This window comes from Blautia sp. TF10-30, assembly GCF_003481245.1.
Classification (GTDB): Bacteria; Bacillota; Clostridia; order Lachnospirales; family Lachnospiraceae; genus Fusicatenibacter; species Fusicatenibacter saccharivorans.
In genome coordinates this window covers 153411-176233 of the sequence record NZ_QUKM01000001.1, presented here as the reverse complement: position 1 = coordinate 176233, position 22823 = coordinate 153411, and the positions used below count along the sequence as shown (strand labels likewise).

General features: G+C 49.1%; 17 protein-coding genes and 1 pseudogene. 14 read left to right on the top strand and 4 right to left on the bottom strand.

Features of this window, described 5'->3' with window-relative positions; all coding sequences use genetic code 11:
• Positions 1-72: 72 nt before the first annotated feature.
• The 5 genes and pseudogenes from hisZ to hisI form a co-directional block, all read left to right on the top strand.
• Positions 73-1314, top strand: a complete 1242-nt coding sequence (gene hisZ / locus DXD02_RS00795; protein WP_118600646.1) for an ATP phosphoribosyltransferase regulatory subunit — start codon at positions 73-75, stop codon at positions 1312-1314.
• A 21-nt stretch (positions 1315-1335) separates the two neighbouring features.
• Positions 1336-1974 carry an ATP phosphoribosyltransferase gene (gene hisG, locus DXD02_RS00790; RefSeq protein WP_022461875.1) on the top strand — a complete coding sequence of 213 codons (639 nt, stop codon included), beginning with the start codon at positions 1336-1338 and terminating at the stop codon, positions 1972-1974.
• Positions 1971-3269, top strand: coding sequence for a histidinol dehydrogenase (hisD, locus tag DXD02_RS00785; RefSeq protein ID WP_055226357.1), 1299 nt, complete (start codon positions 1971-1973; stop codon positions 3267-3269). The genes hisG and hisD overlap by 4 nt, the downstream gene beginning before the upstream one ends.
• Positions 3270-3860, top strand: a complete 591-nt coding sequence (gene hisB, locus DXD02_RS00780; RefSeq protein ID WP_118600648.1) for an imidazoleglycerol-phosphate dehydratase HisB — start codon at positions 3270-3272, stop codon at positions 3858-3860.
• 66 nt (positions 3861-3926) lie between these two features.
• Positions 3927-4238, top strand: a pseudogene (gene hisI, locus DXD02_RS00775) (phosphoribosyl-AMP cyclohydrolase); the annotation flags it as partial.
• Positions 4239-4339: 101 nt separating this feature from the next.
• Here hisI and DXD02_RS00770 read toward each other — a convergent pair.
• Positions 4340-5755: an NCS2 family permease gene (locus DXD02_RS00770; protein WP_117509154.1), complete on the bottom strand. Its 1416-nt coding sequence runs from the start codon at positions 5753-5755 to the stop codon at positions 4340-4342.
• A 312-nt stretch (positions 5756-6067) separates the two neighbouring features.
• Here DXD02_RS00770 and DXD02_RS00765 point away from each other — a divergent pair, with 312 nt between their 5' ends.
• A complete protein-coding gene (locus DXD02_RS00765; protein ID WP_117508987.1) occupies positions 6068-7729 on the top strand; it encodes a Na/Pi cotransporter family protein in 1662 nt (553 codons plus the stop codon).
• A 118-nt stretch (positions 7730-7847) separates the two neighbouring features.
• Here the strand turns inward: DXD02_RS00765 and DXD02_RS00760 are convergent, their stop codons facing one another.
• Positions 7848-9326 (bottom strand): S1C family serine protease, encoded by a 1479-nt coding sequence (locus DXD02_RS00760; RefSeq protein WP_118666257.1) that lies wholly within the window; start codon positions 9324-9326, stop codon positions 7848-7850.
• 213 nt (positions 9327-9539) lie between these two features.
• On the opposite strand from DXD02_RS00760, the gene DXD02_RS00755 reads away from it, so the two are divergent.
• Together DXD02_RS00755 and feoB are read left to right on the top strand one after the other, a co-directional pair.
• Positions 9540-11063: an ASKHA domain-containing protein gene (locus tag DXD02_RS00755; RefSeq protein WP_118666256.1), complete on the top strand. Its 1524-nt coding sequence runs from the start codon at positions 9540-9542 to the stop codon at positions 11061-11063.
• Positions 11064-11143: 80 nt separating this feature from the next.
• A complete protein-coding gene (feoB, locus tag DXD02_RS00750) occupies positions 11144-13489 on the top strand; it encodes a ferrous iron transport protein B (RefSeq protein ID WP_118666255.1) in 2346 nt (781 codons plus the stop codon).
• Between the two features lie 96 nt (positions 13490-13585).
• Here the strand turns inward: feoB and DXD02_RS00745 are convergent, their stop codons facing one another.
• Positions 13586-14377: a hypothetical protein gene (locus DXD02_RS00745; protein WP_055226353.1), complete on the bottom strand. Its 792-nt coding sequence runs from the start codon at positions 14375-14377 to the stop codon at positions 13586-13588.
• 354 nt (positions 14378-14731) lie between these two features.
• Here DXD02_RS00745 and pfkB point away from each other — a divergent pair, with 354 nt between their 5' ends.
• From pfkB to DXD02_RS00720, 5 genes are all read left to right on the top strand, one after another.
• Positions 14732-15640 (top strand): 1-phosphofructokinase, encoded by a 909-nt coding sequence (gene pfkB, locus DXD02_RS00740; RefSeq protein WP_118666254.1) that lies wholly within the window; start codon positions 14732-14734, stop codon positions 15638-15640.
• 15 nt (positions 15641-15655) lie between these two features.
• On the top strand, positions 15656-17569 hold the full coding sequence (locus DXD02_RS00735; RefSeq protein ID WP_055265173.1) for a PTS fructose transporter subunit IIABC: 1914 nt from the start codon (positions 15656-15658) through the stop codon (positions 17567-17569).
• Between the two features lie 68 nt (positions 17570-17637).
• The gene (locus DXD02_RS00730) at positions 17638-17895 is read left to right on the top strand and encodes an HPr family phosphocarrier protein (RefSeq protein ID WP_022463097.1); all 258 of its coding nucleotides are present in this window, start codon (positions 17638-17640) and stop codon (positions 17893-17895) included.
• A 263-nt stretch (positions 17896-18158) separates the two neighbouring features.
• The gene (gene ptsP, locus DXD02_RS00725) at positions 18159-19808 is read left to right on the top strand and encodes a phosphoenolpyruvate--protein phosphotransferase (RefSeq protein ID WP_118666253.1); all 1650 of its coding nucleotides are present in this window, start codon (positions 18159-18161) and stop codon (positions 19806-19808) included.
• The gene (locus tag DXD02_RS00720; protein WP_055226343.1) at positions 19802-20557 is read left to right on the top strand and encodes a DeoR/GlpR family DNA-binding transcription regulator; all 756 of its coding nucleotides are present in this window, start codon (positions 19802-19804) and stop codon (positions 20555-20557) included. Before ptsP ends, DXD02_RS00720 begins: the two co-directional genes overlap by 7 nt.
• Positions 20558-20645: 88 nt before the next feature.
• On the opposite strand, the gene DXD02_RS00715 is transcribed toward DXD02_RS00720, so the two are convergent.
• Positions 20646-21284, bottom strand: coding sequence for an EFR1 family ferrodoxin (locus DXD02_RS00715; protein ID WP_055226341.1), 639 nt, complete (start codon positions 21282-21284; stop codon positions 20646-20648).
• 203 nt (positions 21285-21487) lie between these two features.
• On the opposite strand from DXD02_RS00715, the gene DXD02_RS15670 reads away from it, so the two are divergent.
• Positions 21488-22777: a transposase gene (locus DXD02_RS15670; RefSeq protein WP_242998339.1), complete on the top strand. Its 1290-nt coding sequence runs from the start codon at positions 21488-21490 to the stop codon at positions 22775-22777.
• The last annotated feature ends 46 nt before the right edge of the window (positions 22778-22823 follow it).

Genomic DNA, 22823 nt, shown 5'->3' with positions numbered 1-22823 from the left:
ACTAACCATAGTTTTAAATTCAATATGGTAATATGGTAGTGAACTAAAGCGAAAAAGTGAGGACAACAAAACATGGATCGATTAATTCATACCCCGGAAGGCGTCCGGGATGTCTACAATCAGGAATGTACGAAAAAATTATACCTGGAGAATCAGATTGAGCAGGTATTTCATGCGTTTGGATATCAGGATATTGAAACACCGACGTTCGAGTTTTTTGATGTATTCGGAAGAGAAGTGGGAACAACACCGTCCCGCGAGCTCTACAAATTCTTTGACCGCGACGGCAACACCCTTGTGCTCCGTCCGGACTTTACCCCGTCGATTGCACGCGCAGCCTCCATGTATTTCATGGAAGAGACGATGCCGATCCGCCTTTGCTACAGAGGAAGCAGCTTCGTCAACAGCAGCAGCTATCAGGGCCGCTTAAAAGAGTCCACCCAGATGGGCGTCGAGCTCTTAAACGATGATTCCGCAATGGCAGACGCAGAGATCATTGCGATGACCGTAAAAGTTATGCTGGATGCCGGTCTTACCGATTTCCAGATCAGCATCGGCCACGTAGGTTTCTTCCAGGCGCTCGCCGAGGAAGCTGCGCTCGCCGAGGATGTTCTGAACGAATTAAAAGAACTGATTTCCATTAAAAATCATTTTGGCGCCGAGGAGCTGCTGGCAAAACAGAACCTTCGAAGTGATCTGTTTGAAGCACTCCGTGATGTTCCGCAGCTGTTCGGAAATGCAGAGATTCTCGAAAAGGCAAAAGGCCTTACAAGAAATCCGGCGGCAAGAGAGGCACTCGATCGTCTGGCTACGATCTATGAGATCGTTAAAGATTACGGCTATGAAAAATACGTCTTCTTCGATCTCGGCCTTTTAAGCAAATTCCATTACTACACCGGTATTATTTTCCAGGCCTACACCTACGGCACCGGCGAGCCGATCGTAAAAGGCGGCCGCTACGATGCACTGCTGCAGCACTTCGGAAAGAAAGCGCCGGCGATCGGATTCTGTACTGTCATGGAATCTCTGATGAATGCACTGGAGCGCCAGAAAATTTCTCTTCCGATTGCCAATACGAAAACGATGCTACTCTACCCGGATTTTCTTCAGCCGCTGGCCGTAAAACTTGCTAACGAGCACAGAAGCAAGGGCATGGATGTCGCGCTGGTCTGCTTTGCAAGGGACAAGGTTCTTGCAGATTATGAAGAATACGGCAGAAAGAACCAGTTCGGCGGCATTGTCTATATTCAGAAGAGCGATTCGGTGCTTGCTATCGATTTGTCGACAGGAGAAGTACAGCCGGTGGAGCTGTAGGAGAGGAAGGGTACGAAAAAGATGAGATATTTGACCATTGCACTGACAAAAGGACGCCTGGCGTACCAGACGCTGGAGCTGCTGGAAAAAGTCGGCATCACCTGCGATGAAATGAAAAATAAAGATACGAGAAAGCTGATTTTCACGGACGAAGAGCATAAGCTCCGTTTCTTCCTCGCCAAAGGTCCGGATGTGCCGACCTATGTGGAGTACGGCGCAGCGGATATCGGAATCGTCGGAAAGGACACGATTCTGGAGGAAGGAAGACGCCTCTACGAGGTATTGGACCTTGGCTACGGCAAGTGCCGCATGTGTGTCTGCGGACCGGAGTCCGCGCGTGAGCTGCTGCAACACAACCAGCAGATCCGTGTGGCAACGAAGTACCCAAACATTGCCAAGGATTACTTCTACAACCGCAAGCACCAGACCGTTGAGATGATCAAGCTGAACGGCTCGATCGAGCTGGCACCGATTGTCGGACTTTCCGAAGTGATTGTGGATATTGTAGAGACAGGAAGCACTTTACGGGAAAACGGCCTGACCGTTCTCGAGGAGGTCTGCCCGCTGTCTGCGCGCATGGTTGTCAACCAGGTGAGCATGCGGATGGAAAATGAGAGAATTACCAAATTAATTCAGGATCTGAAAGGAGCACTGGTATGAGAATCGTAAAACTGACAAAAGAGACCACAGAAAATATTCTGGAGAATATGCTGAAACGAAGCCCGACACAGTACGGAACGTACGAGGCTTCCGTGCAGGAGATCATTGAGAATGTAAAAACAAGAAAAGACGCAGCCGTTTTCGAATATACCGAGAAATTCGACCATGCGGTACTCGATGCTTCTACCGTAGAAGTAACACAGGAAGAGATTGATGAGGCGTACAACATCGTAGATCCAGAGCTGATCGGTGTCATTCGCAGATCCATGAAAAATATCCGTGAGTTCCACGAAAAACAGAAACAGAACAGCTGGTTCACCTCTACCGAGAACGGAACGATGCTTGGCCAGAAGCTGACCGCCCTGAACCGTGTCGGCGTATACGTTCCGGGAGGAAAGGCAGCGTATCCGTCCTCTGTTCTGATGAACATTCTTCCGGCAAAAGTGGCAGGAGTCAAAGAAATCTGCATGACAACGCCGTGCGGCAGAGACGGAAAAGTCAACCCGGTTGTCCTTGCGGCAGCAAAAGAAGCCGGTGCGGACCGCGTCTTTAAAATCGGCGGTGCACAGGCAATTGCAGCCCTTGCTTACGGAACCGAGAGCATTCCAAAAGTCGATAAAATCGTAGGACCTGGAAACATCTACGTTGCCCTTGCAAAGAAAGCCGTATACGGAAATGTCAGCATCGACTCCATCGCAGGCCCAAGTGAGATTCTTGTCCTTGCTGATGAGACTGCAAATCCGCGGTTCGTGGCAGCCGATCTCTTAAGCCAGGCTGAGCATGATGAGCTTGCAAGTGCGATCCTCATTACCACCTCCCAGGAACTGGCAGAGAAGGTAAGTGAAGAGGTAGACGGTTTCTTAAAAGTCCTCTCCAGAAGCGACATCATCTCCAAATCACTGGACAACTTCGGCTACATCCTTGTCACCGATTCGCATCAGGAAGCGATCGACACCGTAGATGCCATCGCACCGGAGCACCTCGAGATCGTGACGAAGAACCCGTTTGAGGATATGATGAAGGTACATAACGCCGGTGCTATTTTCCTCGGCGAGAACTCCAGCGAGCCTCTCGGTGACTATTTTGCCGGCCCGAACCATATCCTGCCGACGAACGGAACCGCAAAATTCTTCTCCCCGCTGTCCGTAGACGATTTCGTGAAGAAATCCAGCATCATCTATTATTCCAGAGAAGCCCTTTCCGAGATCCACGAGGATATCGAGAGCTTTGCAAAATCAGAGAGCTTGACGGCACACGCCAATTCGATTGCCGTCCGTTTTGAGGGGGAAGAGTAAGTGGAGAACAGAACAGCCAGCGTAGAACGCGTGACAAAAGAAACAAAGATCCGCATGACATTAAATCTGGATGGAACGGGAAAGAGCGACATCCACACCGGCATCGGCTTTTTTGACCATATGCTCGACGGCTTTGCCCGCCACGGTCTTTTCGACCTTTCCGTTTCTGTAGATGGAGACCTTGATATAGACGGCCACCACACGATCGAGGACACCGGTATCGTGCTCGGAACTGCAATCCGCGAGGCAGTCGGCGACAAACAGGGCATCCGCCGCTACGGCGACAGAATCCTTCCGATGGACGAGACACTGGTGCTCTCGGCCGTTGACCTCTGCGGCAGACCGTATCTCTCTTTCCAGGCAGAATTTACGCGGGAGAAAGTAGGAGAGATGGAGACTGAGATGGTAAAAGAATTCTTCTACGCCGTTTCCTATGCGGCGCAGATGAATCTGCATATCAAAGTGCTTGACGGCGGAAATAACCACCACATCATCGAGGCGATGTTCAAAGCATTTGCGAAGGCACTCGATGAGGCAACTTCCTTCGATCCGAGAATTGCCGGCGTGCTCTCGACCAAGGGCAGCCTGTAAGAGCAGAAAAAGAGGAGAACAAGAGGAGAACAAGAGATGAAACAAGCATTAAAATGTGATTTTACCTGGGCGGATTTTAAGACAAACAGCGACGGCATGGTTCCGGTTGTTGTACAGGATGCGGAAAATGACGAAGTGCTGATGCTCGCCTACATGAATGAAGAAGCGTTTGAGACGACACTGCGCCTTGGAAAAATGACGTACTGGAGCAGAAGCCGCAATGAGCTCTGGACGAAAGGACTGAGCTCCGGCCATGTGCAGTATGTAAAACAGCTTCTGATCGACTGCGACAACGATACAATTCTTGCCAAAGTAGAACAGGTCGGCGCAGCGTGCCACACCGGAAACCGCACCTGCTTTTACCGGACCCTGGCAGAATAAAAATTTTTGATTCAGAGCATAAAAAGAGCTCCTGTTTCACAGAATAAAATCTGTGGGACAGGAGCCTTTTTATGCAGTTCTGTATCGTTAAAAAGCCATTACAGAAGAAGGTATTTTAAGATAAACAGAACAGCCAGGATGTACATGATCACGCTGATCTTTTTTTCTTTTGCTTTTCCGCTCAGGATCTGGATTGCAACGTAGGAGATAACTCCCATGGCAATACCTTCGGAAATGCTGTAGAAGAACGGCATTGCTCCGATGCAGATGTAGCACGGAATCGCCTCGGAAAGATCGCTGAAATCAATGTTGACTACGTTGGTCAGCATGTAGAAGCCTACCACGATCAGTGCCGGAGCCGTTGCAAAGGACGGGATGGCAAGGAAGATCGGGGAGAGGAACAGAGCGAGGCCGAAGAGGATTGCAGTGGTAACAGCGGTAAGACCGGTACGGCCGCCTTCGGAAACGCCGGAAGCACTCTCAACGAAAGTCGTTGTGGTAGAAGTACCAAGAACAGCACCTGCGCAGGTAGCAACAGCATCTGCCATCAGCGCGCCCTTGATGCGCGGAAGTTTTCCGTTTTTGTCGAGCATGTTTGCCTTGGAAGATACACCGATCAGAGTTCCGATGGTATCAAACATATCGACAAACAGGAATGCAAACATGATCACGAAGAACTCGCCTGTTTTCAGAATGGAGAAATCCAGTTTTCCGAAAATCGGGGCAAGGCTTGGAATGGAAAGTCCGTTGGAAAAATCCGGGAACAGGCTGTAGAAGCCGTTTGCCGGGTTCGGAACGTAGAGACCGCATGCCTGGCAGATCATGCCGAGGATCCAGGTTGCAAGAATTCCCCAGAGGATGTTTCCCTTTACATTGCGTACGACAAGAACGGCGGTGAGAATAACACCGATGACTGCGAGCAGAACGGTGATTCCGACATCGTTAAACGTTCCTGCCACATACTCTGTTCCGTTTAATGTGGCTGCAGACTGCAGGTTGGCATTGTAGGAAGACAGGGAATAGAGGCCTGCCACGGTTGAAGAGTTCGGCAGTACAATTTTTGCATTCTGAAGTCCGATGAATGCGATGAACAGACCGATGCCGACGCTGACTGCAGATTTCAGGCTGACCGGAATGGAGTTGAAGATCGCCTCACGGACGTTGGTCAGAGAAAGTACAATAAAGATGATACCTTCTGCAAAAACGGCGGTCAGGGCTGCCTGCCAGCTATATCCGTAGCCGAGAACAACGGTGTAGGCGAAATAGGCGTTGAGGCCCATTCCTGGTGCCAGAGCGAATGGATAATTGGCGAAAAGTGCCATGAGCAGGGTGCCAAGGAAGGCTGCCAGAGCCGTTGCGGTAAAGACAGCGCCGTGGTCCATGCCGGTGGAGGAAAGGATGTTCGGGTTGACGGCAAGAATGTACGCCATCGTCATGAACGTGGTGACACCGGCGATGATCTCGGTTTTGACCGTTGTTCCATTTTCCCGCAGCTTGAATGTGTTTTCCATCAGCTTGCTAAACTTTTCCATAGTTTTCTCTCCTTTTGAATTTTGTAGGCGGAAATGTCGCCTCATAATATGGAAACATCCTAAATGTTACAATATTATCAAGTAGAATGCAAGAAAGAAACGAAAAGAATCTGAAAATTTCTTGTCGAAATTTTTAATTTTTCTATAGACAAATGTCATGATTTCTTTTATGATAAAAAAGGTGTCTTGTAAAATCTGCGTTAAGGAAATGTAAAATATTGAGACCAAAACACGAAAATACTTTGACAGGGATTTTGAAAAGACATCAGAAAAAGACAAGGAAGAAAAAAGAATATGAGTGTAATAGTGTCTTTGATGGGCGGTCTGGGCTTCTTCTTATATGGAATGAAGCTGATGAGTGAAGGACTGCAGAAGGTTGCCGGATCCAAGATGAGAAGCATTTTGGAGGTATTTACGAAGAACCGTGTGATCGGTCTTCTGGTCGGTATTTTCTTTACCGCGCTGATTCAGTCCTCCAACGCTACAACCGTTATGGTGGTCAGCTTCGTAAACTCCGGTCTGATGAAACTGGCACAGGCTCCTGGAATTATCCTCGGAGCAAACATCGGTACGACAGTTACCGGACAGCTGATTGCGTTTGACCTTGCGGATATCGCGCCGCTGTTTGTCATCATCGGTGTTCTGATGGTTATGTTCGTAAAGAACAATCTGACGATCAGCCGTCTCGGCGAGGTTATCTTGGGATTTGGTATTCTGTTTATGGGTATCTCCGGTATCTCAGGAGCCCTGAACGAAGCAAAAGAGATCCCGGCAGTCGTCAACGCCCTCGGATCCCTGACGAATCCGTTTCTTGCGTTCTTAGTCGGCTGGGTGGCTACCGCGATTCTGCAGAGTAACTCTGCAACGGTCGGAATCATCATGCTTCTTGCAAGAGAGGGCTTGATGGGACTTCCGATCTGTCTGTTTATGATGCTTGGATGCAACATCGGATGTACGATGTCCGCTATTCTTGCCAGCTTCGGCTGCAAAAAAGATGCAAAACGTGCGGCATGTGTCCACCTGCTGTTCAACATCTCCGGAACGATTGTCTGCTCCATTATTTTCCTGCTGTTTGGAAATCAGGTAGTTGACTTCTTTATGGGTATTTCCGGAAACGAAGCAGGCCGTATGATCGCAAATGCAAACTCGATCATCAAAGTATGCCAGGTACTCCTGATGCTGCCGTTTACCCCGCTTCTGGTGAAGGCAACGTACTTTATCATCCGCGGAAATGACGAGGAAGACAAAAAGTTCGAGCTTGCCTACATCAGCTCGAAACATGCGATGTCCCCGACGACTGCAGTTCTGCAGGCTGTCCGTGAGATGGAGCGTATGGCACAGATGGCAGAGACCAACCTGATTCGCGCGATGAATACGTTGGTGACCCGCGATCAGAAAGAAATCGACGAGGTCTACCGTGTCGAGGAAAATATTAATTTCCTGAACAAAGAGATTACGAACTATCTGGTTCACTTAAATCAGGCATCGCTGCCGACATCAGACGTTATGCGCATCGGTGCGCTGTTCCATGTGGTCAATGATATCGAGCGGATTGGTGATCATGCCGAGAATGTCGCAGATTCTGCTGTGCAGATGACGAATGACAATGTGACCTTCAGCAAACAGGGCGAACTGGATCTTTCCGAGATGCTGGATATGGTATTAAAAATTCTCGATGAGTCGATCGAAATGTTTGCAAAGAATGATCTGCAGCACCTGCAGGAGATCATTGATATTGAAAATTCCATTGATCAGGAGGAGCGGGATCTGCAGCAGAAGCATGTAGAGCGTCTGACCCGCAACGAATGTACGCCGGAAGCCGGCATGATCTTCTCCGATCTTGTATCCGGACTCGAGCGTGTCGCGGACCATGCAACCAATATTGCATTCTCCATTCTGGATGAAGATCCGGAAGAGAAAGCAGCCCGCGAGGCAGTTGCAGGAGCAGAAAAATAAGAAATGGATTAAGAGAATAGGAGAAAGGCCCCGAAACATTGGAGTTATGTTTCGGGGCCTTTCTTTCATGCTTATGATGTTTTTTATTTATGGATTTCTTTCACGGGAGAGCGGGCAGTCAGATCGAAGGAGTAGCGGAGGTCAGGGTATTTCCACCCTCTGCAGAGCGGGATGAACCCGCATTCTGCTGGGAATCGCTCTGCTGATCATCTGAAGAGCTGATGCTCGTTCCGAGGGTCAGTGAGAAGGTCTTTGTCTCATAGGATCCGTTGTCTGGAACCTGTACTTCCACCTCAACGGTTTCGCCGGCAGAGTAATACTGCAGCAGGGATTTCAGCTCGCTGGTGGAGGTGATGGAATGTCCGTCAAAGCTGGTCAGAACGTATCCGGATTTCAGACCTGCATTTTCAGCGGCACTGCCGGAGGTTACTTCGGAGATATAGACGCCGGCCGGCATATTGTATGCCTGCTGGATCTGGCTGCTGACATCGAGGCATTTGATGCCGATCGTTCCCTGATCTTCTGCGGCAACCTTTGTTCTGGTCTGCTCATTCATCAGATTTTCAATGATATCGGAAACACGGGAGACCGGGATTGCATAGCCCATGCCCTCTACCTCTGTAGAAGCAAGTTTTGCGGAGTTGATACCGATGACCTCTCCGTTCATGTTCAGAAGAGCGCCGCCGCTGTTGCCAGGGTTGATGGCTGCATCGGTCTGTAAGTAGGTCTTTCCGGTTGTATCAGTGGAAGAAGTATCTGCCGTTGTTCCATCGGAGCTTCCGTCAGAAGAGGAATCGCTGTCGATCACACGGTTTGCAGCACTGATGATACCGGTCGTAACGGACTGGCCGTAGCCGAGTGCGTTGCCGATCGCAACGACCTGCTCGCCGACCTCAACGGAATCAGAATCGCCCATCGTGGCAACAGCGATGCTGCTCATCGTGTCATCCGGGATCTCGGAGAGCGGAACGGCGATGACGGCAAGATCGTTATCGGCATCGGTACCTTTGATATTTGCCTTGCAGACCTGATTGTTTACAAAACTAACAGAAAGAGTATCGGCATCTTCTACTACATGGTTATTGGTGACGATCAGAAGCTCGGTGTCATTCTTTCCGATGATGATACCGGAACCGCAGCTTGTGGTCTCCTCGGTCTGCGGAGTCTGGGCACCGTAACCGAACATGCTGAAGTAGTTCTGTACTTCCTGTACGGACTGGTTTGTGATGGAGACGATCGACGGCATTGCGTTTTTCGCAATCGTGGAAACATCCATCGTTCCGGTGGAAGTGGAGCTTGAGGATGTGGCAGCGGCTTTTAAGAGGCTGCTGTTGGAAGTCGTCTGCTGTGCAGTGGTTGTTGTTGCAGCGGCTGTCGTGCTTCCGGCAAAGTGGTTGACTGCCTGGAAGGTACCGCCGGCAACACCGCCGAACAGAACTGCGCTTAAGGCGATGGCTCCGATTTTCTTTGCAAGCTTAGCAGCTTTTTTATTTTTGGAAGAAAGTTTCTTTCCGTTGAAGCTGTTCTGCTCTGCTGCCATCATGTTCTCATTATTGGTTTCGTTTTCGTTATTGTAGTTGTTTCTGTAGTCCATCATAATAAATACTTCCTTTCTGGTATCTGTATTTTAAACTGTGTTCCGGAATCGGCTTCCGGTTTTGTTTGCTTCCTTTTTTGTTTCTATGCTTTGCAGTATAATGGGAATCTGTGATGGAAATGTAGTAAAAATGTGAAAAAAATAAGTTCTCTGGAAAAGAGAAAAGTGCTACAATAAGAAACAGAAAAATGATCAGGAAATGAGGAAGTAAGAATGAATAGAGGAATAACACAGAAACAGTATCTGGAGTTGGTCCCGCCGACGGAGGAGGACGCCCGCTCCAGCCAGATGCGGATACTGGATGCATTAAAAGAGAAAGGAATCACCGCATCATTTACCCTTCCAGCGCTGCAGAAACTGTATCCCATCTGCGATGAGGCAGACTATAACATAACGGTTTGCCTCGCATGGAATGGAAGCATCTGGCAGGTGGTTGATCTGGAAGCGGGCGATACAGCAGCAGAGCATTACGGCTATGCCGCTGATCTTGGAAGTACGACCGTCGTTGTGCGCCTGGTAAACTGCAGCGACGGTACTGTGCTTGCCGAGGAGAGCGAATACAACCGCCAGACTGCCTATGGAACCGATATTCTGACGAGAATCTTTGCCTGTAAGGATAAACCGGAGGTACTGCAGGACATCCGTGCGTGTACGATGGAGACATTTACACTGCTCTTTGAAAAACTTCGCCAAAAGACAGGAATTGCGCCGTCGGATGTTCTCTCAATGGTCGTATCCGGCAACACAACGATGATCCATTTCCTGCTGGGACTGGATCCGTTCTGCGTCTTTTCATCCCCGTACGCCGTGCGCGCAGACCGCGTCGGATTCCTTCCGGCGAAAGAGATGGGATTTCCCATGAAGGGATGTGTCTACTGCGTGCCGGGAAAATCCAATTACCTGGGCGGTGATATATTAAGCGGTATGATCGCAACGGAACTCTATAAAAAAGAAACGATCAGCGTTTTTTTTGATATCGGAACGAACGGCGAGCTTGTCGTCGGAAACCGGGAATTTCTGCTCTGCGGCGCAGGCGCTGCCGGTCCGGCGCTCGAGGGCGGCGTGGTCAAAACCGGCATGCGAGCTGCAGAAGGCGCTGTTGATGCGGTAAAAATAGAAGACGGGAAAATCCAGTGCCATGTAATCGGAGAGGGTAAGCCAAAGGGCATCTGCGGTTCCGGCATTATCGATCTGCTCGCGGAATTATTCCTAAATGGATGGATCAACCTGTTCGGCACCCTGCAGCCGGAGCGGTCAGAAAAGATCAAAGAAGATCCGAAGACGGGAGAATGGTGTGTCGAGTACAGGGAAGGACTGAACTTTTATCAGAGCGATATCGCCGAATTTCTGCGGACGAAATCGGCCGCCTATACGATGGTTGAGTACATGATGCGTGAATCCGGCATCTCCATGGAAGATATCGACCGGTTTTATGCGGCGGGCGCGTTTGGAAAACACGTCTCGAAGGAGTCAGCCATCACAATCGGCATGTATCCGGATATGGACCGGGAACGCCTCATCTGCGCTGGAAATACGTCGTTAGAGGGAGCGGAAAAAATTCTGCTGGACAGAACCCGAATCGAAGAGATTGACCGGATTCTCGAGGAGATGGTTTATATTCAGTTTGGTCAGGTCTCTGACTTTATTTCCATGATGGCAGCCGCCCAGGCAATTCCACACACGGATCTCGAGCGGTTTCCAAGTGTACAGAAAAAACTGGAAGAAAGAAAACAGTAAATAGCGGCAGGCGCTTGACCGCAGTCGAATCGTGTCATATACTTGTTAATGATAATGAGAATCAACAAGGAGAGACAGATATGACATTGAAAGAACTGCCGATCGGAAAAACGGCGACTGTCCGTACCGTAGGAGGAGAGGGTGCGCTGCGGCAGCACTTCCTCGATATGGGAATCATTCCAGGTGCGGAGGTAACAATGGTAAAGTATGCACCGATGGGAGATCCTGTGGAAGTACGGATTCACAGCTATGAGCTGACACTTCGCCTTGACGATGCCGGACGGATTGAAATTGATGAGGTGCGGGATACCGTAAAAGAAAAGGAGCAGCCGGATGCCAGAGCGATTCCGCATCCCGGCTTTGGAGAGGGCGGAAAGTACCACAATAAGGCAGAGGAGCATCCGCTGCCGGAAGGAGAGCTGTTGTCCTTTGCGCTGGCCGGAAACCAGAACTGCGGCAAGACCACCCTGTTCAACCAATTAACGGGATCCAACCAGCACGTCGGAAACTTCCCCGGCGTGACCGTAGACCGGAAGGACGGTGAAATCCGCGGCCAGAAAAACACGCTGGTCACCGATCTTCCCGGCATTTATTCGATGTCGCCGTATTCAAGCGAAGAGATCGTCACCCGGAATTTCGTTCTGAACGAGCATCCGCGCGGCATCATCAATATTGTAGATGCGACAAATATCGAACGAAACCTGTATCTGACGATGCAGCTGATGGAACTCGACGTTCCGATGGTACTGGCCCTCAACATGATGGATGAGGTACGCGAAAACGGCGGTTCTGTGCTCGTGAACCAGATGGAAGAGAGACTTGGCATCCCGGTTATCCCGATTTCCGCTGCAAAAAACGAGGGAATCGATGAACTGGTTGCCCATGCTGTCCATGTGGCCAAATACCAGGAAAAACCGGGCAGAAAGGACTTCTGTGAGGCGAATGACCACGGCGGTGCCGTCCACCGTGCGTTGCATGCGATCATGCATCTGATCGAGGATCACGCCGCAAGGGCGGATATTCCGGTGCGGTTTGCGGCGAGCAAGCTGGCAGAGGGCGATGCGCTGATCCTGGAGCAGCTGGCCCTCGATGAAAACGAGAAAGAGATGCTCGAGCATATCGTCTGTCAGATGGAGACGGAGCGCGGCCTGGACCGCGCGGCGGCGATTGCGGATATGCGTTTTAATTTTATTGAAAAAGTCTGCCGTGAGACCGTGGTAAAACCAAAAGAGAGCCGCGAGCATGTGCGGAGCACAGAAATTGACCGTGTGCTGACCGGAAAATATACGGCTCTGCCATGTTTTGCCGGGATTATGGCGGCTGTCTTTTTCCTAACCTTCCATGTGATTGGAGCATCGCTGCAGAGTGTGCTGGAGATTCTGATCGGAAAACTGACCGAGCTCGTGGACAGCGCCATGACAGCATGGGGCGTCAATCCGGTGCTTCATTCCCTTGTGATTGACGGTATTTTTAACGGCGTCGGAAGTGTCTTAAGCTTCCTTCCGATCATCGTCACCCTGTTTTTCTTCCTGTCCATTCTGGAAGACAGCGGCTATATGGCGCGCGTGGCATTTGTGATGGATAAGCTGCTCCGGAAAATCGGCCTCTCCGGCCGCAGTATCGTGCCGATGCTGGTCGGTTTTGGCTGTACCGTGCCGGGCGTCATGGCGAGCCGCACCCTGCCTTCCGAGCGTGACCGGAAAATGACGATCCTATTAACTCCGTTTATGAGCTGTTCGGCAAAACTTCCGATTTACGCGTTCTTTACCGCCGCATTCTTCCCGAAATACAGTGCCCTTGTGATGGTTCTTCTGTATTTCGGTGGTATCTTCATGGCTGTCCTGATGGCGATGCTGATGCAGGGAACTTTATTCCAGGGGGAAGCCGTTCCGTTTGTCATGGAGCTTCCAAACTACCGCATGCCGGGGGCAAAAAATGTCGGACAGCTTTTGTGGGATAAGGCAAAAGACTTCCTGCAGCGGGCATTCACCGTCATTTTTGTTGCCACGATTGTGATCTGGTTTTTACAGACCTTTGGAACGCATCTCAATGTCGTGGAGGACTCCAAGGACAGCATTCTCGCCGTTGTCTCCGGCCGTCTCGCCCCGGTTTTTCGGCCGCTTGGATTTGGAGACTGGAGAGTATCGACCGCCCTTCTAACCGGATTTATGGCAAAGGAGAGTGTCGTCTCCACACTTTCCGTACTGTTCGGCACGACCGCGCAGCTGACCGAAATTCTGACACCGGTTTCCGCATTAAGCCTTCTGGTTTTCTGCCTCCTCTATACGCCGTGTGTGGCGGCAGTCGCTTCCATCAAGCGGGAGCTTGGCGGCAGATGGGCAGCCGGTGTTGTCGTTTCCCAGTGTGTGATCGCCTGGCTGGCAGCTTTTGTCGTACATGGCTTTGCACTGCTGTTTGGCATGTAAAAAAGAACATTAAATAAGAAAAGCTCTGCAGAACAGAAAATGCAAAATTCTGATCTGCAGAGCTTTTGATATATGGCTAGTAAAAAAATGCCGGTTTTAAATTTTTCGTATCACATGCTTTAAAATTCTTGTCTTGTGGAGCAGAAAGATCGAGCAGTCCATAAACAGATGGGCAAGAAAGGTGCTCAAAATGACGCCATTTGATTTCAGCAGAAAGCCGACATGGAACCCATACCAGCACACGAAACCGGAGTAGGCGCTCATGATGACAAGAAGCGGTAGATTTTCCAACACGCCCCGCATCGTTTCAAGAAAACTCTTGACCGTAAAGTCGAAATACAGGAAGCGGCCGACCGTCAGTGTCAGGAAATAGAGAATCAGCCCGTCATAATTCGTGTCCTCGTAGATAAAGCGGATGTACAGGAGAATCAGTACAATATAGAAGACCGAAATCAGCCGCACCGACGCCTTCTGCTCCGGGTCAAGGTGCGTGAGCTTTACCAGAACCACATCGAGCCAGCTCGTCAGAAAGACGGAGAGCACGATAAAGACAAGAAGCACCACATCCTGATATTTCTCCCAGTACATCGAAATCTGCGGCAGACGCTCATCGATAATGTAATAGAGGGAGAGGAAGAGAAGAATCGAAGTGCCGGAGAAAACCAGCTCATAAAAGCTTTCCACAATCTGATACTGCCTGCGCTGGTGTTTCTTCCGGCGTATTTTTTTTGCTTTTTCCTCTGTCTCCTCTTTTAGCTGCCGTTGAATCTGCAATTTTGCAATCAGAAGCACAAGGGCAAGCACCAGAATCAGGCCGAGCAGTGAGACAAGCAGAAAACTGCCCACATTGGCGGGATCAAAATAGTGAAGAATATAGTATCGTTTCAAATAAAATCACCTCTTCTGAAAATTCTTTTTTTGATTTCTCTTCACTTTAGTACCAAATCCGGAAAAAGTAAAGTACAAAAATGAGAACAGAAAGAAAGTGTCTGATAAAAAATGACCGAAATGGAGAGAATAAAGTGATCGATGCGTGACAGGGAAGAAAAGATGACGATCAGTCAAACTCGGTCAAAGCAGGGCGATAAAACGGGGAAATCCGTCATAAAACTCTAAACTTATGCAAATACGACAAAAAGAGAAGGGAAAATTCATGAAATATTAATGATTGATTTTGAATGAATATGACGATATAATAAGTTCATCAAAGCAAACACGATCAAAATAATGCAGGAGGGAAATATGATTTACACAGTGACATTCAATCCGTCTCTGGACTACATTGTATCGGTGGAAGACTTCAAGCTCGGCCTTACCAACCGCACAAGCTCCGAGCTGATGCTTCCGGGCGGAAAAGGAATCAACGTATCGACCGTACTTGGAAACCTTGGAATTGAGAGCACAGCGCTCGGATTTCTGGCAGGCTTTACCGGAAAAGAAATCGCCGGACGGCTCGACCAGATGGGAATTAAAAACGGCTGCATCTGGCTGGAAGAAGGATATTCCCGCATCAACGTCAAATTAAAGAGCATTGACGGAACTGAGATCAACGGACAGGGACCCGAAATCCCGGAGAAAAAAGTGGAAGAGCTGATGAAACAGCTTTCCGCACTCGGCGAGGGCGACGTTCTCTTCCTCGCAGGCAGCATCCCGTCATCCATGGCAGATGATGCCTATCAGAAAATTATGGAAATGCTCGACGGCAAGGGCGTCCGCATCGTCGTAGACGCGACCCGTGATCTGCTGATGAAGGTTCTGCCGTACCACCCGTTCCTCATCAAACCGAACAATCACGAACTCGGCGAGATTTTCGGTGTGGAATTAAAGACAAGAGAGTCGGTTGTTCCGTATGCAAAACAGCTGCAGAAAAAGGGCGCACAGAACGTTCTGGTTTCCATGGCAGGCGAAGGAGCCGTTCTCGTTGCCGCATCCGGTGAGGTCTTTGAAGCTCCGGCCCCGAAAGGAAAGCTTATCAACGGCGTCGGCGCAGGAGACTCGATGGTAGCCGGATTCATGGCAGGCTACATGGAAAAAGAAGATTACCTCCATGCGTTCCATATGGGAATCGCAGCGGGAAGTGCAAGTGCTTTTTCTGAAAACCTTGCAACCCGGGAGGAAATTGCATCTGTCTACGAACAGATTACAAAATAAAAGGGAGGACGTCTCATGAGAATCACAGAGTTGCTGGACATCCGCAGTATTGCGCTGGATGCCGCACCGAAAAGCAAACAGGAAACGCTTGACGCAGCCGTAGCGCTGATGGTCAAAAGCGGAAAGATCACAGACGAAGATGCGTACCGTGCACAGGTTTACGCAAGAGAAGAAGAGAGCACCACAGGAATCGGAGAGGGAATTGCGATTCCGCACGGAAAATGTGATGCAGTAAACAAACCGGGCCTTGCAGCCATGGTGATCCCGAACGGCGTTGATTTTGATTCTCTCGATGGAGAGCCGGTCACCCTGCTGTTCCTCATCGCAGCGCCGAACACAAAAGACAACGTTCACCTCGATGTCTTAAGTAAACTTTCCATGATGCTGATGGATGAAGAGTTCACCAAGAGCCTTCGAAACGCAAGGACACCGGAAGAGTTCCTTGCCATTATCGACCGCGCCGATGAAGAGAAAAAGAGCGTAGATGAGCGTCTTGCAGAGCCGGTGGAAGCAAAAGAAAATCAGGTGAAGATTCTCGCCGTTACTTCCTGCCCGACCGGTATTGCCCACACTTACATGGCAGCCGAGGGAATCGAGAAAGCAGCGAAAGCAAAAGGATGCTTCGTAAAAGTCGAGACACGAGGCTCCGGCGGAGCGAAAAACGTGCTGACTGCACAGGAAATCGCCGATGCGGACTGCATCATCGTTGCAGCCGACGCACAGGTTCCGATGGATCGTTTCGACGGAAAGAAAGTCATTCAGCGCCAGGTATCCGACGGTATCAGCAAAGCAGATGAGCTGATCGAGCTTGCGATGTCCGGAAACGCACCGGTTTACAAGAGCGGCAATGCGCAGACAGCCGCAGCAAGCACGAAGAAGAACAGCGGCGGTATCGGCCACCAGCTGTACACCCAGCTGATGAATGGTGTTTCCCATATGCTTCCGTTCGTTGTCGGCGGCGGTATTCTGATCGCAATCGCATTCCTGATCGACGGACTTCTTGTTGATATGAACTCCCTTGATGCCGCAGCCAGATCAAACTTCGGTACGATTACCCCGGCTGCAGCGATGTTCAAACAGATCGGCGGCGTGGCATTCGGCTTCATGCTCCCGGTTCTTGCAGGCTACATCGCCATGGCAATCGGCGACCGGCCGGCACTTGCCCTTGGTTTTGTCGGCGGTATGATGGCATCGAGCGGAACCTCCGGTTTCCTTGGAGCACTCGTTGCCGGTTTTGCAGCAGGCTACATTATCCTTGGCCTCCGCAAAGCATGTGAGAAACTTCCGGAAGCACTCGAAAAGATTGCGCCGGTTCTGATTTACCCGGTAGTCGGCATCCTTGCGATGGGACTTCTGATGCTCTTCATTGTAGAGCCGATCATGGGAACCGTCAACACGGTACTGAACAATGGTCTTGCTTCCATGGGCGGATCCAGCAAGCTGATCCTTGGCATGATCCTCGGCGGCATGATGGCCATCGACATGGGCGGCCCGTTTAACAAAGCAGCTTACGTATTCGGAACAGCAGCCATCGCAGCAGGGAACTACGACATTATGGCATCCGTTATGATCGGCGGTATGGTTCCTCCGTGTGCGATTGCACTTGCAACCCTGCTGTTCAAAGATAAATTTACAAAAGAAGAAAGAGAATCCGGTCCGACCAACTTCATCATGGGACTCGCCTTCATCACCGAGGGTGCGATTCCATTCGCAGCAGCAGACCCGATCCACGTTCTTCCGGCCTGCATCATCGGCTCTGGCCTCGCAGGTGCGCTCTCCATGGCATTTGGCTGTACCTTAATGGCACCGCACGGCGGCATCTTCGTTGTACCGGTTATGGGAAATGCGCTGCTTTATCTGGTGGCAGTTGTCATCGGAACAGTGGTATCCGCAGTTCTGCTTGGAGTTTTAAAGAAAAAAGTTGCATAAAAGAGTAGAAAAAAGACAGAAAACAAAGTAAAATAAAAATATCAAAGATCCTATGGGAGGAAAAAATCATGAAAGAATTTAAGTATGTTGTAACAGATCCAGAAGGAATCCACGCTCGTCCGGCAGGAATGCTGGTAAAAGCAGTCAAAGAATTTTCCTGTGATATCAAGATCGCAAAAGACGGAAAAGCCATGAACTGCAAAGCCATCTTCGGCATCATGGGACTGGCTGTAAAACAGGGCGAAGAAGTTACCCTGACCTTCGATGGAGCAGATGAAGATGCTGCATACGAAGCAATCAGCAATTTCATGAAAGAGAACTTGTAATTCTACAGAGCCATGCGGAATGGAAGAAAAAAGTGCGAATCATGCTTGCATGAATGAGTGCTTTTTTCTGGAATTCCATATGGCGAGAAGCCACATCGAAATGGAGCGTAAGCGGAATTGAGATGGGGCTCTGGAGAATTACAATATAGTAATCGGCAGGAGCGTGTTTGAAAAACTTTCTGAAACTAAGAAATCCTTTTTGAACACGCTCCGGCTGTCTGGACAGAAAATTCGGATATCGAGAACAAAGGTGGAGAAAACTTATGCAGATTTATCAGGGAAAAAGCGTATTTTCCGGCATTGCGATCGGAAAGATCCGCGTATACAAAAAGAATGAGCGTCAGGTAAAACGTGTGAAAGTAGAAAATCCGGATGCGGAGATGGCACGGTTTGAGGAAGCAAAGGCAAAAGGAATCGCACAGCTTGGCGTTCTGTATGAAAAAGCATGCAAAGAGGTTGGCGAGGCCAATGCAGCGATCTTCGAGGTACATCAGATGATGATGGAGGACGACGGCTACAACGAGTCCGTCGAGAATATTATCAAGAGCCAGGGCGTCAACGCTGAGTATGCCGTTGCAACGACAGGCGACAACTTTGCGCAGATGTTTTCTGCCATGGACGATGATTACATGAGAGAGCGCGCGGCAGACGTAAAGGATATTTCCGAGCGTCTGATCTCCATCTTAAACGGAGACGACACCGACGCATCCTTAAACGACGAACCGGCGATCATCGTGGCAGATGACCTTGCGCCGTCTGAGACGGTACAGATGGATAAGGACAAAGTTCTTTCTTTTGTTACCGTACACGGTTCTTTAAATTCCCACACCGCTATCCTTGCAAGAACCATGGCGATTCCGGCACTGGTCGGAACACCGCTTCCGCTGGATGAGAGCGTAGACGGAAAGCTCGGCATCGTAGACGGATCCGATGGAACCATCTATGTTGATCCGGACGAGGAGACTCTTGCTGCCATGCAGAAGCGCCGCACCGAGGAGGAGGAAAAGAAAAAACTGCTCCTCACCTTAAAGGGAAAAGAAAATATTACACTGGACGGACAGAAAATTCTGCTGTATGCTAATATCGGAAACATCAAAGACCTTGCGGCTGTCATGCAGAACGACGCGGGCGGCATCGGCCTGTTCCGAAGCGAGTTTATCTATCTGGAGCAGGATCACTATCCAACAGAGGAGGAGCAGTTCCGTATCTACAAACAGGCAGCAGAGACGATGGCAGGAAAACGTGTCATTATTCGTACGCTCGATATTGGAGCTGACAAACAGTGCGATTATTTCGAGATGGAAAAAGAAGAAAATCCGGCACTTGGCTGTCGTGCAATCCGTATCTGCCTGACAAGACCGGAGATCTTTAAAACCCAGCTTCGCGCGCTGTTCCGGGCAAGCGCATATGGAAAAATTGCGATTATGTATCCAATGATCACAAGTGTCGGCGAGGTTCGCCAGATCAAAGCGATTGTGGAGGAAGTAAAAGCTTCTCTCGCTGAGCAGGGCATTGAGTACGGAAATCCAGAGCAGGGTATCATGATCGAGACCCCGGCGGCTGCCATCATCAGCGATGAGCTGGCAAAAGAGGTTGATTTCTTCAGTATCGGAACGAACGACCTCAGTCAGTACACACTCGCGATCGACCGCCAGAACACAAAGCTGGATCCGTTCTTTGATCCGCATCACCCGGCGATCCTGCGCATGATTCAGATGGTTGTGGAGAATGCACACAAAGCCGGCATCTGGGCCGGTATCTGCGGCGAGCTCGGCGCTGATCAGGAGCTGACAAAAGAGTTCCTTGCGATGGGCGTAGATGAACTTTCCGTTTCTCCGGGAAGCATCCTTCCGCTCCGCAAGATCATTCTGGGAACAAACGTGGCAGAATATAAGGCAGGAAAGAAATGTTAACACAGCAGAGACATGAGATAATTTTGAAACTGTTAAAAGAAAAGGGAAGCATCACCGTGACGGAAGTCCGGGATCTTCTCGATACATCGGAGTCCACGGTACGCCGCGATATCACAGCGCTCGACAAGGAGGGCAAGCTGGAAAAGGTATTCGGCGGCGCCGTGGAGGCCGGTCAGAAGGTGACGGCACACGAGTACACCGTTGCGCAGAAAAATGAGCTGAACTGCGACGCCAAACGGAAAATCGCAGAGTATGCGGCATCCCTGATTGAACCGGATGATTTCGTCTTTCTCGATGCGGGAACGACGACAGCGCATATGATCGATTTTATCGGAACAACCTCCGCCGTTTTCGTGACCAACGCAGTTGCCCATGCACAGCGGCTGGCATCCCGCGGCTATAAAGTCATTCTGGTCGGCGGCGAGCTGAAAAGCTCCACCGAAGCCGTTGTGGGAAACCAGGCGATCCGCACGATTCAAGAATACCACTTCACCAAAGGCTTTTTCGGCACTAACGGTGTCACAAGAAGAAGCGGCTGCACAACGCCGGATGTCAATGAAGCAGTAATCAAAAAGACCGCCATGGAGCAGTGCCGCCAGTGCTACGTCCTCTGTGACGCAAGCAAATTTAACAGCATCAGTTCCGTTACCTTCGCAGACTTTGAAAAACCGATTTTTATCACGGACCGGAAAGTTCCCGGGTATGAGAAGAGCAAACATATCATCGTATGCGAGACGGAGCGAAAATAAAAAGCCAACATCTTACACGCACATAAATTGCAAAGCGCCCCGGCCCTGCAGATCATTTGGATGCAGGACCGGGGCGCCGTTTACAGACTTATTCTTTGATTTCCGCCAGCATTACATCTGGATGATGATACTGCGGACGATGTTTCAAAAATGGAACTTTAAGCAGGGTAGCATTCTTGGGACACCAGTGAAGACAGGCATAACAGGCTGCACAGGAATGTCCTCCATAAAAATACGATGCAGTAACAAAATCTTCTTTTGGCAGACTTCCGTCAGATGTAAAGTTTGTTTTTCGTTCTTTTATAAAAGATATGATAGATTTTAACCGTTCCGGTGCTTTTTTCAGTCGTTCCAGATTTTCCTGCTCTGAGCTGATTAAACAGTTGCCTGGCATCTGCAGATCAAAGACAGCCGACAGGTTTGCACCGCTGCGGGAAAGTGCCTGACTTAGGCTGACAAAAGAATTTCCGCTTTTTCCATTGTTAGAAGTCATGACGACAAAAGTATAGCAGTCAGGATTGACCGTTAACTTCAATAAAAATTCTTTTACAATCCATGGCAGATCGCTCATGTAGGTAGGAAAGACAAAACCGATTATATCGTCTTTGCAGAAAAAATTGCTTTCTGTTTTCTGTTTTATAATATTCTCAACAGGCTGATTCAGCTCTTTTCCAATTTCTTTTGCAGCCCAAAGCGAATTACCAGTTCCGGTAAAATAAAAAATCATAAGTTTTTCCCTCTCTTTTTGAAGTTTATGACGGAGAAAATATTTTTATCCGTTTGCTTTATATTATTTTAAAACTATGATGTTGGGGTCAAAAGCCCCTCTATAGTACCTTGAAAAGTTCATATATTTTGTAGTAAATACAAGCCTAAATGGTTTACTTGCTGTATAATAGAGATATCTTAGTAGGAAAGAAGGCAATCTCTATGTCATTCAAAGAAAATACTTACCAGCAAATGTCATTTACAGATAGTTTTTCTGGATTAACTGCCAGAGAACAAAAAGCATTGGAAAAATCCTGGGCAAAAGTCTTTGCCGATGAAATATTTCCTGCCATTGATGAAAAGCGTTTTTCTGTCTTATACAGCGATAAGGCATCCAGACCGAATACTCCGGTCAACGTGATTGTTGGTGCGCTCATTATCAAAGAGCTTTTTGATTATTCCGATGACGAGATGGTCGAAAATCTTATGCTGGATTTTCGAATTCAGTACGCACTGCACACAACAAGTTTTGAAGAACAGTCTTTGAGTGACAAGACCTTAAGCCGTTTCCCCAAGAGGTGCTATGATTATGAAACACTTCACAACAAGGATCTTTATCATGATTGTGTGAAAGATTTAAGTGCTTCCATTGCAAAACTGGTGGGAATCAGCGGTAAAGTCAGGCGTATGGATTCCATGATGATCGAATCCAACGTCCGCAGGCTCAGCCGAATGGAACTGATATACACCTGCATTGCAAAGCTGGTGATGTATGTGAATAAAATCAATGGTTCCGCTCTGTCTGACGATTTAAAACATTATATCGATCCTAACGATTTTAACAGAGTGATTTATCATCAGCGCAGTACCGATGCAGATGAGCGCATGAAGCAGCTCTTAACGGATGCGGATAAACTTCTTGCCCTGTGTGAGTCTGATTACAATGATTCAACAGAGTATGATCTGTTTGTCAGATGCCTGTCAGAACAGACCATTGTTGAAAATGAAAACCGAAGACTCCGCACGAAAGAAGACGGCGGCATGAAATCAACCATGCTGCAGAATCCTTCTGACCCTGAAGCGACATTCCGGAATAAAGCAGGAAAAGAGCATCGAGGATATGCTGCTAATCTTGAAGAATCCGTTGGAGCCAATGGTTCTGTTGTAACAGAGTACCAGTATGAGCAAAACAACCATAGTGACAGTCAGTTTATCCAGGAGCACCTTGCGCAGATGGATAACCAGGAAGAACGGACTGTTATAGTCACGGATGGAGCATATAGTGGAACAGAAAACACACAACTTGCAGCTCATAAAAACGTAGAACTGATTACCACAAGTCTGACGGGGAAACCGGCTCCGGATATCCTTGCTGATTTTGAATTCAACGAAGAGGGAACAAAAGTCCTCCGATGTCCAGCCGGCCATGCACCGAAAAGCTGTTCTTATATGAAACCAAGCAATCAGTGTGCCGTTTCCTCTCTGCATGAGCAGTGTGCCAACTGTCCGTAGCAGGATCAATGCAAGCCGAAGATCTTTAAGAAGGTTGCAAAAATAG